13 protein-coding genes and 1 pseudogene are annotated in these 14,688 nt (G+C 71.2%); 7 read left to right on the forward strand and 7 right to left on the reverse strand.

The features are described 5' to 3' along the window. A pseudogene (locus ACFVW6_RS26020) lies at positions 1–618 on the forward strand (thioesterase domain-containing protein); the annotation flags it as partial. A 42-nt stretch (positions 619–660) separates the two neighbouring features. Here the strand turns inward: ACFVW6_RS26020 and ACFVW6_RS26025 are convergent. From ACFVW6_RS26025 to ACFVW6_RS26045, 5 genes are all read right to left on the reverse strand, one after another. Then, entirely contained in the window at positions 661–1,413 is a 753-nt protein-coding gene (locus tag ACFVW6_RS26025; protein WP_378822925.1) for a thioesterase II family protein, read from the reverse strand. Between the two features lie 129 nt (positions 1,414–1,542). Further along, complete coding sequence (locus ACFVW6_RS26030; protein ID WP_355280786.1) at positions 1,543–1,800, reverse strand: HPr family phosphocarrier protein; 258 nt, start codon at positions 1,798–1,800, stop codon at positions 1,543–1,545. Between the two features lie 26 nt (positions 1,801–1,826). Beyond that, on the reverse strand, positions 1,827–4,349 hold the full coding sequence (locus ACFVW6_RS26035) for a fructose-specific PTS transporter subunit EIIC (protein WP_378822922.1): 2,523 nt from the start codon (positions 4,347–4,349) through the stop codon (positions 1,827–1,829). Between the two features lie 32 nt (positions 4,350–4,381). Beyond that, complete coding sequence (locus tag ACFVW6_RS26040; RefSeq protein WP_378822920.1) at positions 4,382–5,344, reverse strand: 1-phosphofructokinase family hexose kinase; 963 nt, start codon at positions 5,342–5,344, stop codon at positions 4,382–4,384. After that, a complete protein-coding gene (locus ACFVW6_RS26045; RefSeq protein WP_378822919.1) occupies positions 5,341–6,108 on the reverse strand; it encodes a DeoR/GlpR family DNA-binding transcription regulator in 768 nt (255 codons plus the stop codon). Before ACFVW6_RS26045 ends, ACFVW6_RS26040 begins: the two co-directional genes overlap by 4 nt. A 273-nt stretch (positions 6,109–6,381) precedes the next feature. Between ACFVW6_RS26045 and ACFVW6_RS26050 the strand changes: the two genes are divergently transcribed. After that, positions 6,382–7,200, forward strand: a complete 819-nt coding sequence (locus ACFVW6_RS26050) for an amino acid-binding protein (protein ID WP_378822917.1) — start codon at positions 6,382–6,384, stop codon at positions 7,198–7,200. On the opposite strand, the gene ACFVW6_RS26055 is transcribed toward ACFVW6_RS26050, so the two are convergent. Further along, positions 7,201–7,410 carry a hypothetical protein gene (locus tag ACFVW6_RS26055; RefSeq protein WP_378822915.1) on the reverse strand — a complete coding sequence of 70 codons (210 nt, stop codon included), beginning with the start codon at positions 7,408–7,410 and terminating at the stop codon, positions 7,201–7,203. Between the two features lie 122 nt (positions 7,411–7,532). Between ACFVW6_RS26055 and ACFVW6_RS26060 the strand changes: the two genes are divergently transcribed. Both ACFVW6_RS26060 and ACFVW6_RS26065 read left to right on the forward strand, forming a co-directional pair. After that, a complete protein-coding gene (locus tag ACFVW6_RS26060) occupies positions 7,533–8,708 on the forward strand; it encodes an alpha-hydroxy-acid oxidizing protein (protein ID WP_378822912.1) in 1,176 nt (391 codons plus the stop codon). A gap of 138 nt (positions 8,709–8,846) precedes the next feature. Next, the gene (locus tag ACFVW6_RS26065; RefSeq protein WP_355280796.1) at positions 8,847–9,614 is read left to right on the forward strand and encodes a DUF6319 family protein; all 768 of its coding nucleotides are present in this window, start codon (positions 8,847–8,849) and stop codon (positions 9,612–9,614) included. A gap of 22 nt (positions 9,615–9,636) precedes the next feature. Here ACFVW6_RS26065 and ACFVW6_RS26070 read toward each other — a convergent pair whose 3' ends face one another. Continuing rightward, positions 9,637–11,139, reverse strand: coding sequence for a GGDEF domain-containing protein (locus tag ACFVW6_RS26070; protein WP_365007280.1), 1,503 nt, complete (start codon positions 11,137–11,139; stop codon positions 9,637–9,639). Between the two features lie 220 nt (positions 11,140–11,359). Here ACFVW6_RS26070 and galK point away from each other — a divergent pair, with 220 nt between their 5' ends. The 3 genes from galK to ACFVW6_RS26085 all read left to right on the forward strand — a co-directional run bounded on the left by galK (position 11,360) and on the right by ACFVW6_RS26085 (position 14,612). Continuing rightward, entirely contained in the window at positions 11,360–12,481 is a 1,122-nt protein-coding gene (gene galK, locus ACFVW6_RS26075) for a galactokinase (protein WP_378822910.1), read from the forward strand. Positions 12,482–12,632: 151 nt separating this feature from the next. Further along, entirely contained in the window at positions 12,633–14,351 is a 1,719-nt protein-coding gene (locus tag ACFVW6_RS26080) for a sodium:solute symporter family protein (protein ID WP_378822908.1), read from the forward strand. Between the two features lie 12 nt (positions 14,352–14,363). Continuing rightward, positions 14,364–14,612, forward strand: a complete 249-nt coding sequence (locus ACFVW6_RS26085) for a hypothetical protein (protein WP_378822906.1) — start codon at positions 14,364–14,366, stop codon at positions 14,610–14,612. The last annotated feature ends 76 nt before the right edge of the window (positions 14,613–14,688 follow it).

The following is a 14,688-nucleotide window of genomic DNA, read 5'->3' on the forward strand; positions in this document are numbered from 1 at the left end:
GGCGGCGCGCACCAGTACGCCAGGGTCACCGCGCACCTGCGGACCGGCCGTGAGGTCGTGGTGCTGCCGCCGATCGGGTTCGCGGCCGACGAGCCACTGCCCGCCACGCCCGAGGCGGCACTGGAAACGCTGGCGTGCGGCGTGCTCGAAGCCGCGCAGGGCGAACCGTTCGTCCTGCTGGGGTACTCCTCGGGTGGCCTGCTGGCCTACCTCGTCACCGAGTACCTCGAAGCGGCCCAGGGCCCGGTGCCCGAGGGTGTCGCCATGATCGACACCTACCGGGTGCACGACGGCGGCGAATGGCTGCTGCGGGAGATGGCCGAGCACATGGTGTCGCGGGAGGCCGAGTTCGGCCGCTTCGACGCCGCCCGGCTGTCCGGCATGGGCTGGTACGTCCAGCTGATGCAGGAGATGGTGCCCGGTTCCGTCAGCACCCCGGCGCTGCTCGTCCAGTGCGCGCAGTCGTTCCTGGCGGATCCGGCGCAGCGGCCGGACTGGCAGGCCAGGGGCTGGGACCAGGCGCACACGGTGGTGCCGGTCGAGGCCGACCACTTCACCGTCCTGGAGAGCGGTTCGGCCGACGCGGCCGCCGCCATCGAGGACTGGCTGGAGTCCTGAACCGGGTGGCCGGGTGAGCGCGGTGCTCACCCGGCCACGCGGCTAGCGGGCCAGGGCCCGTGCGCTGTGCTCGCGGATCAGGCGGCCGATGCCGTCGAGGTTCGCGTCGAGGTAGAAGTGGCCGCCGGGGAACGTCGTCGCGGTGAAGTCGCCGGTGGTGTGCGTGCGCCAGGCCTGGATGTCGGCGAGCTGCGCGTCGGCGTCGTCCGCGCCCGCCAGCGCGACGATCGGGCTGGCCACGGTGGTCTCCGTGGCGCACGTGTAGGTCTCGATGGCGCGGTAGTCGTTGCGCGTGATCGAGAGGATGAGCTGACGGAACTCGGGATCGGCGAGCAGCGCCGGCGGGGTGCCGCCGAACTCGAGCAGCTGCGCGGCCAGCTCCCGATCGTCCAGCAGATGCACGGTTCCCGGCTGCGGGGCCGACGGGGCGCGACGGCCGGAGGCGAACAGCACGCGCGCGGTCGAGCCCGCCTGCTCCAGCCGCCGGCAGGTCTCGAAGGCGACCACGGAGCCCATGCTGTGGCCGAAGGCGAAGAAGTTCTCGTCGCCGTCGAGCGCCTCGATCAGCTCGGGCAGCAACCCGTCGACGAGGCCGGAGATGCTGTCCACCAGCGGTTCCTGCCGCCGGTCCTGCCGCCCGGGGTACTGCACGGCGAGCACGTCGAAGTCGGCGCCGATCGACTTGGCCAGTGGCCCGTACGCGAGGGCCGAACCGCCGGCGTGCGGGAAGCAGACCAGCTTCCGGGATTCCGCGCCGGGGGCGGGGGAAAGGCGACGTAGCCAGCGAGTACCCATAGGGCAGAGGGCCTTTCGAGAGAACTGAAGTACGAGCTCCTCGAATGTACCCGGGGGTTCCGCGATCACGCCTGTCGGCGAAGGCGGGCGCACGCCGCGGCCACCCGACACACGGGTGGCCGCGAGGTCTCAGGCGTCGAGGTCGCTGGCGACCAGTTCGGTGATCTTGTCCAGGGTCGGCTGGTCGTCGCTGGTGATCACCACTTCGGCACCCTGACCGGCGCCGAGGGTCATGATCATCAGCGCCGAACCCGCGTCGACCGGGTCGCCGCCGACCAGCGCGATGGTGACCGGAACCCCGGCCGCGCCGACCGCCTCGGCGATCAGGGCGGCGGGACGGGCGTGCAGGCCGACCGAGGAGCCGACGGTGACGGTGGTGCTGGCCATGAGATATCTCCTTGTGTGTGAACGGGTTACGCGGTGGTGTGGACGGGGGACGCGGACTGCGTGCGGGTGAACTCCTTGGCGAGGGTGACGCTCAGCGCGGCGACCACGGTGCCCGCCAGCAGCGCCAGCACGAACCAGCCGAGGTGGCCGATCGCGAAGAACACGAAGATTCCGCCGTGTGGTGCGCTCAGCGTCACCCCGGTGGCCATCACCAGGCCGCCGGTGACGGCGCCGCCGAGCATCATCGAGGGCAGCACGCGCAGCGGGTCGGCCGCGGCGAACGGGATCGCGCCCTCGGAGATGAACGAGGCGCCCAGCAGCCAGGCGGCCTTGCCGTTCTCCCGCTCGGCCTCGGTGTAGAGGCGCGGGCGCACGGTGGTCGACAGCGCCATCGCCAGCGGCGGCACCATGCCCGCGGCCATCACCGCGGCCATGATCCGCAGCGTCGCGGGATCGGTCACCGACAGGCCGGCCGCGGCGAAGGAGTACGCGGCCTTGTTGACGGGCCCGCCCAAGTCGAAGCACATCATCACGCCCAGGATGACACCGAGCGCGACCGCGGAGGTGCCGGACAGGCCGTTGAGCCAGTCGGTGAGTCCGCTGGTCACGGCCGCGAGCGGCTTGCCGAGCAGCACGAACATGGCCACGCCGACGAGCAGCGAGGCGAGCAGCGGAATCACGACCACCGGCATCAGGCCGCGCGCCCACGTCGGCACCGGCAGCCTGCCGACCCACAGCGCCGCGAACCCGGCGACCAGCCCGCCGACCAGACCGCCCAGGAACCCCGCCCCGACGAACACCGCGATGGCGCCCGCCGTGAAACCCGGTGCGAGACCGGGCCGGTCGGCGATCGCGAAGGCGATGTACCCGGCCAGCGCGGGCACCAGGAAGCCGAACGCGAGCGCGCCGATCTGGAACAGGACCGCGCCGAAGTAGGTGCCGAGGCCGCCGTCGGGCAGATCGGTGATCGAGTTGTTCAGCACGATGTCCTTCGCGCTGTCGGAGATCTCGTACCCGCCGAGCAGGAAGCTCAGCGCGATCAGCAGACCACCCGCCGCGACGAACGGGATCATGTAGCTGACCCCGGTGAGCAGGATCTGCCGCAGCCGGGTGCCCCAGCCGATGCCCTTGGCCGCCGAGGCCGCCGGGGCCGGTGCCGCGCCGCCCACCGTCGCCGCACCCGGTGCCGTGCTCGCCGCGACGGCCTCCGCGATCATCGTGTCCGGCTCGTTGATGGCCCGCTTGACGCCCGACTCGACGACCGGCTTGCCCGCGAACCTGCCCCGATCCTTCACCCCCACGTCGGTGGCGAAGATGACCGCGTCGGCCGCTGCGATCGTGGCGGGGTCCAGCTTGTCGCCGCCACTGGACCCCTGGGTCTCGACGGCCACATCGACCCCGGCGCGCTCACCGGCGGCGACAAGAGAGTCGGCGGCCATATAGGTGTGCGCGATGCCGGTCGGACAGGCGGTCACCGCGACGATCCGCAGCCGCCGTCCTCCGGTCACGCTTCCGGCGGAAGTCTCTGCGGCACTGCCTATTCCGGCAGTCGTAGCTGGTCCAGCCTGCGTCACACCACCGGCTGCGGAGCTCGGAGCGCTCGACCCACCGCGCGCATCGGCGTCTGCTCCCGATTCACCAGCGGCTGCGGCCCTGGTGGTCGCTGCGCCGCTGCCCATTGCAACAGTGGCGGCCGCCGCCGCACCGATGGCAGTGGCATCGCCTGCTGCCGCGGCCCCGGCTCCTGCCGAGCTCTCCGCCTGTGCGGTGTCGGTTGCCGCTGTGCCCTCGGTAGCTGCGGCGCTGTCGGTTGGTGCGGCACTGGCGCCAGCGGCATTGCCGGTTGGTGCGGCACCGGGGCTAGCGGCATTGCCGGTTGGTGCGGCACTAGCGCCGGCGGCGCCGCCGGTTGGTGCGGCACTTGTGGCAGTGGCGGTGTCCGCGTGTGCGGTGTCGGTCGTTGCTGTGCCGTCGGTGGCTCCGGCGTAACCGCTTCCCGCGTCGGCGCCCTTCGCTGCGGAATCAGCGGCTGTTGCGTTGCCACCGGGCGCGACACCGGCTGTGGCCGCTGGGCGTTGCTGTCCTGTGGCGGGCGGTGGGTTGATGACGCCGTCGACCAGGGCGACGACGTCGGCGGGTGTCGCGGCCGATCGTAAGTCGGCGACGAAGGCCGGGCGGACGAGCGCGCGGGCCAGGGATGACAGCAGTTTCATGTGTTCGGCGCCCGCTCCTTCGGGGGCGGCGATCAGGAACACCAGATCGGCGGGGCCGTCGGGGGCACCGAAGTCGACGCCGGGGGAGAGGCGGGCGAAGGCGAGGGACGCGCTGGTGACGGCCGCCGATCGGCAGTGCGGGATGGCGATGCCGCCGGGGAGTCCGGTCGCCGACTGCGCTTCCCGGTCCAGCGCCGCCCGGCTCACGGCGGCGGCGTCGCTCGCGCGGCCCGCCGTGGCGAGCTTGCCCGCGAGCGCGGTGATCACCGCGTCCTTGTCAGCACCGAGCTCGGCGTCGAGCGTGATCAGGTCGGTGGTGATGATCGAATCGGCCATCGTGGTGTCTTTCGCGAGTGGGGGTGGAACGGTCAGCTGGTCGGCAGGGGGTGGGCGGTGACGGCGTCGAGCGCGATGTCGGCCGGGCCCGACAGTTCGGTGCCCGGCAGTGCGGTGGCCGCGCTGCCGTAGGCGACGGCGGCGCGCAGCCGGTCGGCCGGGTCCGCGCCTGCCAGGTCGGCGAGCAGATAGCCCGCCAGGGCGGAGTCACCCGCGCCGACGGTGCTGCGCGGCACGATCGGCGGGGCCGCGGCGAACCAGGCGTCCTCGGCGGTGACCAGCACCGCCCCGGCCGCGCCGAGGGTCGCCAGCACCGCGCCGGCCCCGCGATCGATCAGGCGGGCAGCGGCAGCGGCGGCGGCCGCCGGGGCGTCGAGATCGACGGGATCGAGCCCGGTCAGCTGGGCCAGCTCGTCGGAGTTCGGCTTGAGGAGATCTGGTGCGGCGCCGGCTGATTCGTCGAACAGGGCCAGCAGCGGCGCGTCGGAGGTGTCGACCGCGATCCGGGTGCGGGCCGCCCCGTTCGCCGATGCGCCCAGCGTGGTGACGAGTTCCGCGTACCAGTCGACCGGCACCCCGGGCGGCAATGAACCGGACAGCACGATCCACGCCGCCTCGGCGCTCAGCTCGACCAGCACCGTCGTCAGCTCGGCCAGCTCGCGGCCGGTCAGTGGGCGGCCGGGTGCGTTGATCTTGGTGGTGGTGCCGTCGGTTTCGGCGATCGTCAGATTCACCCTCGGCTCGCCCGGCACCGGCACCGCGCGGAAACCGATTCCCGCCGTGCGCAATCCGTGCACCACCGGATCGTCCTCGGCCCCGGGCAGCACCGCCACGACCGGCGCGCCACCCGCCGCGACCACCCGCGCGACATTGACGCCCTTGCCACCGGGCTGCGCGGTGACCCCGACGGCCCGATGCACCTGTCCGCGCCGCAACGGCTCGCTGAGCGTGACCGTCCGGTCCACACTCGGGTTCGCGGTCAGGGTGACGATCATGCGAGCACCACCTCGATACCCGCCGCGACCAGGTCCGCGTGCGCGGTGGCCGGGATCTCGGTATCGGTGACCAGTACGTCGATGTCGTCGGTGCTGCCGAAGCGCACGAAGTCCTCCCGGCCGACCTTGCCCGCGTCGGCGACCACCACGACCCGGTCGGCGGCGGCGATCATCGCACGCTTCACCGCGGCCTCCTCGGGATCGGGCGTGGACAGCCCGTGCCGGACGGTGAGCGCGTTGGTGCCGACGAACGCGACATCAACGCGCAGCTCACCGAGCAGTCGCAGTGTCTCGGCGCCGACGGCCGCCTGGGTGACCCCGCGCACCCGCCCGCCCAGCAGATGCACCCGCACCCCGGCGAAGCCGGTGAGCCGGGTGGCGATCGGCAGCGAGTTGGTGACCGCGACGAGGTCGAGATCGGTGGGCAGCTCGGCGGCCACCCTGGCCGTCGTCGTGCCCGCGTCGAACAGCACGCTGCCACCGGACGCGGGCAGGAAGCGCTGGGCCAGCACGGCGATGCGGTCCTTCTCGACGGCGCGGGTGCTGTCGCGTTCGGCGGTGCCCAGCTCGATGGTGGTCAGCGCGCCCGCGCCGACCGCGCCGCCGTGCACGCGCCGGATCAGGCCGAGCCGGTCCAGCACGGCGAGGTCGCGCCGCACGGTCTCGGTGGTGACCCCGTACTGGTCGGCCAGTTCGGCGACGGAGACCCGCCCGCGATGCCCGATCAGGGCCGCGATCGCCTGCTGCCGTTCCTCGGCGTACATGGGTTCCTCCGCTTCGATGAATGTGTACTCATGTTGTTTTATGCCCGATTGTGTGGCTTTGTCAATCACTTTTAGTGAGGCGAGTCACAATCGTTGTCACCGCCTATCGCTGGTCGCGGCCGGACCGAAGGTGCCCGCGGTCACATCCGCGCGCTGCGCGTGGCGGGTATCACCGTGGAAGACGTTGCAGGTCAAGCGGTTTCGGAGCGGCTGTCACGCCCCGTTTACGTGTCACGTCGAAGATCGACATGTGCGCGGGTGACGCTGACCCGCATGTGGCGAATCGCAGTGCGACCCCGTGTCACGGCCCTGGCCTGCGAGGTGTGCGGGCGGCTGCCGCACCCGCGCCGCACCCGGCTGGCGCTGGCCAAACTGGCGGCGGTGTTCCCGGTGGAGCTGGCGCTGCACGCGCTGGTGATCCACCTGCACCCGCCCTACCTGCTCACCGTCACCCTGCTGACGATCACCACCACGATCCTGGTCATCTGGGTGGTCGAACCGGGCGCGATGCGCATGCTGGGCGGGTGGCTGCACGGCCCGGAACTCCGGCACCGGGACCGGATCGACGAGGCACAGGCACTGTGGCGGATCCGGGTCAGGCTGGCGGATCGGCCGGGCGCGCTGGAGACACTGGCCAAACACCTGGCCCATCGCGAGGCCAACATCCTGACCGTGCACGTGCATCAGCTCGAGGACGCGGTGCTCGACGAACTCGTCGTCGCCGCGCCCGAGGGGGTCACCGTGCACAGCCTCACCTCGGCGGTGGTGCAGGCGGGCGGTTCGGGCGTGCGGGTCTGGCCCGCCACGGTGCTGTCGCTGATCGACGGCCAGACCAAGGCGCTGGCCATCGCGGCCCGCATCGTGGGCGATCCGGACGAATTACCCTTGGCTGTCGCCGAATTGCTCGGTGCGCGCTATCTCGCGCCGGGCACGCCCGACGCGGGCGATGTGGGTGCGGGCACCGTGCTCGAACTCGAACGCGACGACGATCGCTGGGGCTTCGTCCGCCCCGACGAACCATTCACGCCCGCCGAGATCGCGCGTGCGCACCGGCTGGCGGACCTGGCCGCGCTCACCGCGCGCCTGCGGTGATCAGTCGAAGCCGAGATCGGCGGTGAGGGGATCGCGTAAAGCACCCTCGGCGGCCCGTAGTCGGTCGGTCACCGAGGTGAGCAGGTCCATCGAGTCCTGGGAGAGCCCACAGGCGAGGAGGGTCAGGTAGCGGATGGCACCGTTGGTGATGCGCTGAGCGAGGAGAACGTCCGGGTCGGCGGGTGCGGCCGAGTGTTCGACGAGGGTCACGACAGGGGCACTCACAATCTCGGAACGTGCTGCTGGGTACGCTGCTGTCTACTTACGAGTATGACGCACCTTACATCCCCCCTGGGGTCTGTGAACCACGGCTCGCATGCGAAAGTTCAGCGATGAGTCAGTTCGCCGACTATCAGAACGAGATCTACCTGGCCGCGCTCGGTGGGAACCTGCCCGAATTTCCCATGGACTACGCGACGCTCGAGCGCAAGGCGACCGCCGCGTTGCCGGATACCCTGCTGAACTACATCGCCGGTGGCGCGGGCGACGAGCTCACCCAGCGCCGCAACGCCGAGGCCTTCGCGGACTGGGGCCTGGTGCCCCGGATGCTGGTCGGCGCGACCGAGCGCGACCTCACCGTCACCGCCTTCGGGCACACCTTCGCCAGCCCGCTGTTCCTGGCGCCGGTCGGCGTGATCGGGCTGGTCGGCGAGAACGGCCACGGTGACATCGCGGTGGCGCAGGCGTCGGCGAAAACCGGTGTGCCCGCGATGTTCTCGACCCTGATGGAGGACCCGCTCGAGGACGTGCGGCCGCACGCGGGCGACACACCGTCGTTCTTCCAGCTGTACACGCCGAAGAACCGGGAGCTGGCCGAGAGCCTGGTGCGTCGCGCCGAGGCCGCCGGGTACGCGGGCATCACCGTCACCCTCGACACCTGGGTGCCCGGCTGGCGGCCGCGCGACCTGTCCAGCGGCAACTTCCCGCAGCTGCGCGGGCACGTGCTGAAGAACTACACCAGCGACCCGGTGTTCCAGGCGATGGTCGGCTCCGACGACCCGAAGCTGATTGTCCTGCACTGGATCGCGACCTTCGGCAATTCCCTGACCTGGGACGACCTGACCTGGCTGCGCTCGCTCACCGATCTGCCGATCATCCTCAAGGGCATCTCGCACCCCGAGGACGCGCGCAAGGCGATCGACTTCGGCGCCGACGGCATCTACTGCTCCAATCACGGTGGGCGCCAGGCCAACGGCGGGCTCAGCGCGCTGGAGACGCTGCCCGGCGTCGTCGCGGCGTGCGAGGACCGGGTGCCGGTGCTGTTCGACTCCGGCGTGCGTTCCGGCGCCGACGTGGTCAAGGCGCTCGGCCTCGGCGCGACCATGGTCGGTCTCGGCAGGCCGTACGTGTACGGGCTGGCGCTGGGCGGGGTCCGCGGGCTGGTGCACCTGCTGCGCAGCTACGCGGCCGAGGCGGACCTGCTGATGGCGGTCAACGGGTATCCCGATGTCGCCGCGGTGCGCGCGAACATCCGCCCGACGACCGCGGGCAACGCCACCCGCGGCTGATCGCGCGACGGTCCGGAAGCCCGTCATCGGACGGGTTTTCGGGCCGGGACGGTGGGCTCGCCCGGAACATGTCGGTGGCGTGCGGCATCATCTCCAGCACACCACGCTGTAGAACGCACCAACCTTCCGGAGTCCACGATGTCCTCGCCGAGCACCAAGTCCGCATCCCGCCGATCCGCCCCGCAGGTACTGTCCGAGGCCGAGCTCGCGCGCATCGCGGGTGAGCTGGCCGACGGGAAACCGCCGATGGTGTGGTTCACCGCCGCCGCCGTCGGTGTCGCGGAGGGCAAGTCGGGCAAGGTCGTCGCCCTCGGCGACCCGGCCGACGGCGACTTCCTGCAGGTGAAGCCCACCGGTTCCAAAGATGTGCTGTCGTTCGGACCGAGCGAGGTGACGCTGACCAAGCCGGCCCGCGCGACTACCGTAGCGCCGGGCGGATCCTCGCGGACCCGCCCGGAGAGTGTCCCCGAGCCGAGCAATCGAAAGGACCACACTGTGACCCAGCCGTCGACCCTGCCGAGCGCCGCACCGACGCCGCCCGCTCCTCGGTCGCTCGCGCCCGTCCCCGACGAGTCCGCCGCGCCCAAGCCGGCGACACCGCGTCCGGCGGCGGCGAAGACCCCGGCCGCGCGCAAGCCCAAGGCGCCCGAGGTGACCGTCACCCTCACCGGCTCCGCCGACGGCGAGTGGACCGTCGACGTGGTCAACGGCAAGAAGCGCAGTGTGAAGGGGCTGGCGGTGAGCAGTGGCGCCGTCGCCCAGGCCGCCAAGATCCTGCACCCGGAGGTCGAGGAAGTCGTGGCGGGCATCCTGGAGGCCGCGCGTGGCGCGCAGCAGGCCAAGGTCGCCCAGCTGCAGGCCGAACTGGAGGCGGCCAAAAGGCTCCTCGCCGAACTAGGAGACTGAGCATCGCCCCGCCCGCACAGCTCTATACCGCTGTGCTGGTGGGGTTTCCGGTACTGCGCAGGACCCGGGGCCCGGTGTTCTGGCGCAGGCCGTCGTGGAAGGCGAGGCCGAGGCGGTACTCCTTGGCGTGGTACATGGCGGCGTCCGCGGCGCGGATGAGGTCGTAGACCGTGGAGTCGGTCGGCCGGGTGCTCACGCAGGCGACGCCGATACTGGCGGTGATGGGGATCTCGCCGCAGCTCAGGTCGAACGGGCGGACGAACGCGCCGAGCAACTGCTGGGCGAGCACGGCCGCCTCGGCCCGCCCGCGGGCGGCGAGCACGACGAACTCGTCGCCGCCGTAGCGGGCCGCCACATCGCTGCGCCGGGCCGTGCGGCGGATGCGGGCGGCGGCCTCGGCGATCAGCTCGTCGCCGACCGCGTGCCCGTAGCTGTCGTTGACCATCTTGAAGCCGTCGAGGTCGATGAACAACAGGCACAACGGTTTTCCGGCCCACTCCCGGCGGTGCCGGTGCGGCGCCCGCAGCAGCGCGGCCCGGTTGAACAGCCCGGTGAGCAGATCGTGGTCGGCCTGGTACTGGGCGCGGCGCTCGCTGCGCAGGCTGCGGGCGATCGCGCGTTCACTGCGCACCAGCACCCCGACCAGCAGGGAGGTGAGCAACAGGCAGATCACCACCCGGTCACCCGGACCGAGATCGGCGCCGACCACGCTCACCAGCGACGCGGCGACCAGGGCCACCGCGATCACCCCGGCGCGCCTGCGGGACCGGTGCGGGTGCGCGTCGTCGGCCACGTGGGTCACGCCCATGGTCGGGTGCAGCGCGGCCAGCCCGGCCAGCAGGTACGCCCACTGCTGGGGCACCAGCGCGAACCCGCTGTCGACCAGGACCGTGCCTGCGGCGGTGAGACTTTCCAGCAGACCACCGACGAGGACCGCGATCAGCGCCGCCTGTAGCAGCCGCAGCGCGGTCTCGCTGCGGACCACGGTGGCCAGCGAATGCGCGAGCACGGTGAGCAGCAGCGCGTCGATCACCGGAAAGCTCGCGGCCAGCACGGTGTCGAAACCGTTGGGGTCGGCCAGGATCGGGGAGATCAGGAACGTCCACGAGGCCAGCAGCGCGCTGAGCCCGATCAGCATCGAGTCCAGCCACAGATCCCGGGCGCCCGCGACCCGGCGCGGTTGCAGCCAGCCCACCGCCGCCAGGCCGAGGCACAGGTAGGCCGCCGCGGTACACAGATCGTCGATCGGATGCCACGTATCGTGCAGACCGAGTTCGCGTATCGCGGTGCCCGAGGCGAACAGCGGGACGGACGCGGCCAGCAGATACCAGGGCACCCGGTGCGCGGGCCGGTGGCTGTACAGGCCGACGCCGATCATGGCCAGACTGCCCGCGACGATCACGACCAGCAGCAGGAACGACAGCGACCGCGGGCCGAGCAGCGGTGCGAGCAGCGCGGCCCCCGCCGCGCCGAGCACGAGCGCGTACCAGCGTGGGCTCCGCTGGCGTGTCTCGCTGATGGTCATCGGCCCCCCTCGGTCCTGCTGCGCACGCGACGAGCGCCGATCGAACGTGAGAGACGCTCAAAACCTTTACAACTCAGTCGATCATGACACGTCCGGTCCCCGGTTGTCGTGCCCTTGACGGCATTGCCGGATACCGATTCGGTACCCGATGTCCGGCGCCGCGCCTGCGCGGTGTGTGGTGGGATCGCCGCAGCGTCGACGAGTACGGAGGAGCCGAAGGATGGACAGGTGGATCGCCCCGGGCCGGGTCAACCTCATCGGTGAGCACACCGACTACAACGACGGGTTCGTGCTGCCGATCGCCCTGTCGCTCGGGGTCGTCTGCGCGGCCGGGCCCACCGCCGACGGCCGGGTCCGGCTCACCTCGGCGCAGCGCCCCGGCGAGGTCGTCGCGGTCGCCGTGGACGAGCTTGCCGCGCAGCGTGATCGGGTGCCCGGCTGGGCGCGGTATCCGCTCGGCGTCGTGGTCGAGTTCGCGCGCCGTGGGCATCCGATCGCGGGGGTGCGCCTCGACGTCGACGGCGCGGTGCCGATCGGGGCAGGCCTGTCGTCCTCGGCGGCGCTGTGCTGCGCGGTGACGGTGGCGCTGCGGGATCTGTTCGCGCCGGGTCTCACCGATCGCACCGTCGTCGAGATCGCCCGCGCGGCGGAGAACGAGTTCGCCGGGGTGCCGACCGGGGTGCTCGACCAGTCCGCCGCCATCCTGTGCACGGCGGGGCACGCGCTGTTCCTCGACGTCCGTGCCTACACCGCGCCAGACGGCCCGGAACCGGATGCGGTGGAACAGATTCCGTTCGATCTCGCGGCCGCGGACCTGGCCCTGCTCGTCGCCGACACCGGCCACCCGCACGACCTCGCCGACGGCGCGTACGCCGAACGCCGGGCGCAATGCGAGGCGGCCGCCGTCGCGCTGGGGGTGCCCGCCCTGCGCGACGCCACCACCGCCGCGCTGTCCCGGCTCACCGATCCGGTGCTGCGGCGCCGGGCGACCCACGTGGTCACCGAGAACGCGCGCGTGCTCGCCGTCGTCGACCGGCTGCGCTCGGGTGCCGACCCCAGGGCCGTCGGCGCGCTGCTCACCGCCTCGCACCGGTCGCTGCGCGACGATTTCGCGGTGTCCGCGCCCGCCCTCGATCTCGCGGTCGACGCCGCGCTGGCGGCGGGCGCGCACGGCGCGCGCCTGGTCGGCGGTGGTTTCGGCGGCAGCGTACTGGCGTTGGTCGACCGCGCGGCGACCGACCGGGTCACCGCGCGGATCGAATCGGATTTCGCCGCGGCGGATCTCGCCGCACCGCGCATCTTCACCGTCGAACCGGCCGCCGGGGCACGCAGACTGGACTGAACAAAAGTTCACTCATCGACGAATCGGCGGGTGACGCGGCGGGCGAGCGCGCACAGTGGATCCATCCGAGAATGTTCGGCGGGCGACGCAGCCCGCGCCGTCGTCACCGACGCCCGTGCGCCGCCCGGCTCCAGGCCAGGAGGGACACGCTGTGCCACTTGCCGTTTCCACCACCACGCTCGACGCGTCGTCGACCTTGCGGCTCGACGCCGCGCCCGTCGACTACGCGCTCGTCGCCCTGTATTTCGTCTTCGTGCTCGGCATCGGGTTGATCGCCCGGCGCCGGGTGTCCTCCAGCGTCGACTTCTTCCTCTCCGGCCGCTCCCTGCCCGCCTGGGTCACCGGGCTGGCGTTCATCTCCGCCAACCTCGGCGCGGTGGAGATCATGGGGATGTCGGCCAACGGCGCCCAATACGGCTTCCCGACGTTCAACTACTTCTGGATCGGCGCCGTGCCCGCCATGCTGTTCCTCGGCGTGGTGATGATGCCGTTCTACTACGGCTCCAAGGTCCGGTCGGTGCCGGAGTTCATGCGCAGGCGCTTCGGCACCGGCGCGCACCTGGTCAACGCGCTGAGCTTCGCGCTGGCCCAGGTGCTGATCGCCGGGGTGAACCTGTATCTGCTCGGCACCATCGTCAACGTGCTGCTCGGCTGGCCGCTGTGGATCTCGGTGATCGTGGCGGCGGCGATCGTGCTGTCCTATGTCACCCTGGGCGGGCTCTCGGCCGCGATCTACAACGAGGTGCTGCAGTTCTTCGTGATCGTGGCGGCCCTGCTGCCGCTGACCCTGGTCGGCCTGCACCGGGTCGGCGGCTGGGAAGGCTTGCAGGACAGGGTGACCGCCTCGCCGGGCGGGGCCGATCAGCTGAGTACCTGGCCGGGCACCGCGATGAGCGGGTTCACCGACAACTTCGCCTCGATCATGGGCATCGTCTTCGGCCTCGGCTTCGTGCTCTCCTTCGGCTATTGGACGACGAACTTCGTCGAGGTGCAGCGAGCGCTGGCCACCCACTCGATCTCGGCCGCGCAGCGCACGCCCATCATCGGCGCCTACCCGAAGATGTTCATCCCGTTGATCGTGGTCATCCCCGGCATGATCAGCGCGGTGCTGGTGCCGCAGATGATCGAGTACAAGCAGCAGGTCACCGCGAATCCCGACTACGAGAGCGATGTCACCTACAACCAGGCGCTGCTGTTCCTGATGAAGGAGGTCCTGCCGAACGGGCTGCTCGGGGTGGGCCTGGCCGGTCTGCTCGCGGCGTTCATGGCGGGCATGGCGGCCAATGTCTCCGCGTTCAACACCGTGTTCAGCTTCGATCTGTGGCAGCAGTACGTCCGCAAGGGCAGGCCCGACGGCTACTACCTGCGGATCGGCAGGCTGGCGACGGTCGGCGCGACGATCGCGGCGATCTTCACCGCGTTCATCGCGGGCGGGTTCAGCAACATGATGGACTACCTGCAGACGCTGTTCAGCTTCTTCAACGCGCCGCTGTTCGCGACCTTCATCCTCGGCATGCTGTGGAAACGGATGACACCGACCGCGGGCTGGGTCGGCCTGGTCAGCGGCACGCTGGCCGCGGTGTTCGTGTTCGTGCTCAACGAGACCGGGGTGACGAACCTGTCCGGGCAGGGCACGAGCTTCGTCGCGGCGGGCGTCGCCTTCGTCGTCGACATCGCCGTCAGCGTGGCGGTCACCCTGGTCACCCGGCCCAAGCCGGCCGCGGAACTGGTCGGCCTGGTCTACTCCGAGACGCCGAAGGCGCTGCGCACCGATCCCGACGCGGACTCGCTGCCCTGGTACCAGCGCCCGGTGCTGCTCGCGGGGATCGCGCTCGTGCTGGTGATCGCGCTCAACATCATCGTCGGATAAGGAGACAGGGCCATGCTTTTCGATATCCGCACCATCATCGGCGCGCTGCTCGGCTGCTACGGCGTCGTCCTGGTGATCACCTCGCTGGTGCAGGACCCCGCCGTGCAGGAGGCCAAGACCGGGGGTATCGACGTGAATCTGTGGGCGGGCCTCGGCATGCTCGGGGTCGCGGTCGTGTTCGTCGGCTGGGCGTTCCTGCGTCCGGTCCAGGTGCCCGAGACGCCCGAACTGACCCTGGAGGATTTCACCCCCGACCGCTAGCTCGCCGAATCCGCCGCATATTGGACAATCGACCAGTAAAGTCCGGGCTGCTGACTTCACAGCCGCTCGAGCACCC

It is taken from the genome of Nocardia sp. NPDC058244, from assembly GCF_042882065.1.
Classification (GTDB): domain Bacteria; phylum Actinomycetota; class Actinomycetes; order Mycobacteriales; family Mycobacteriaceae; genus Nocardia.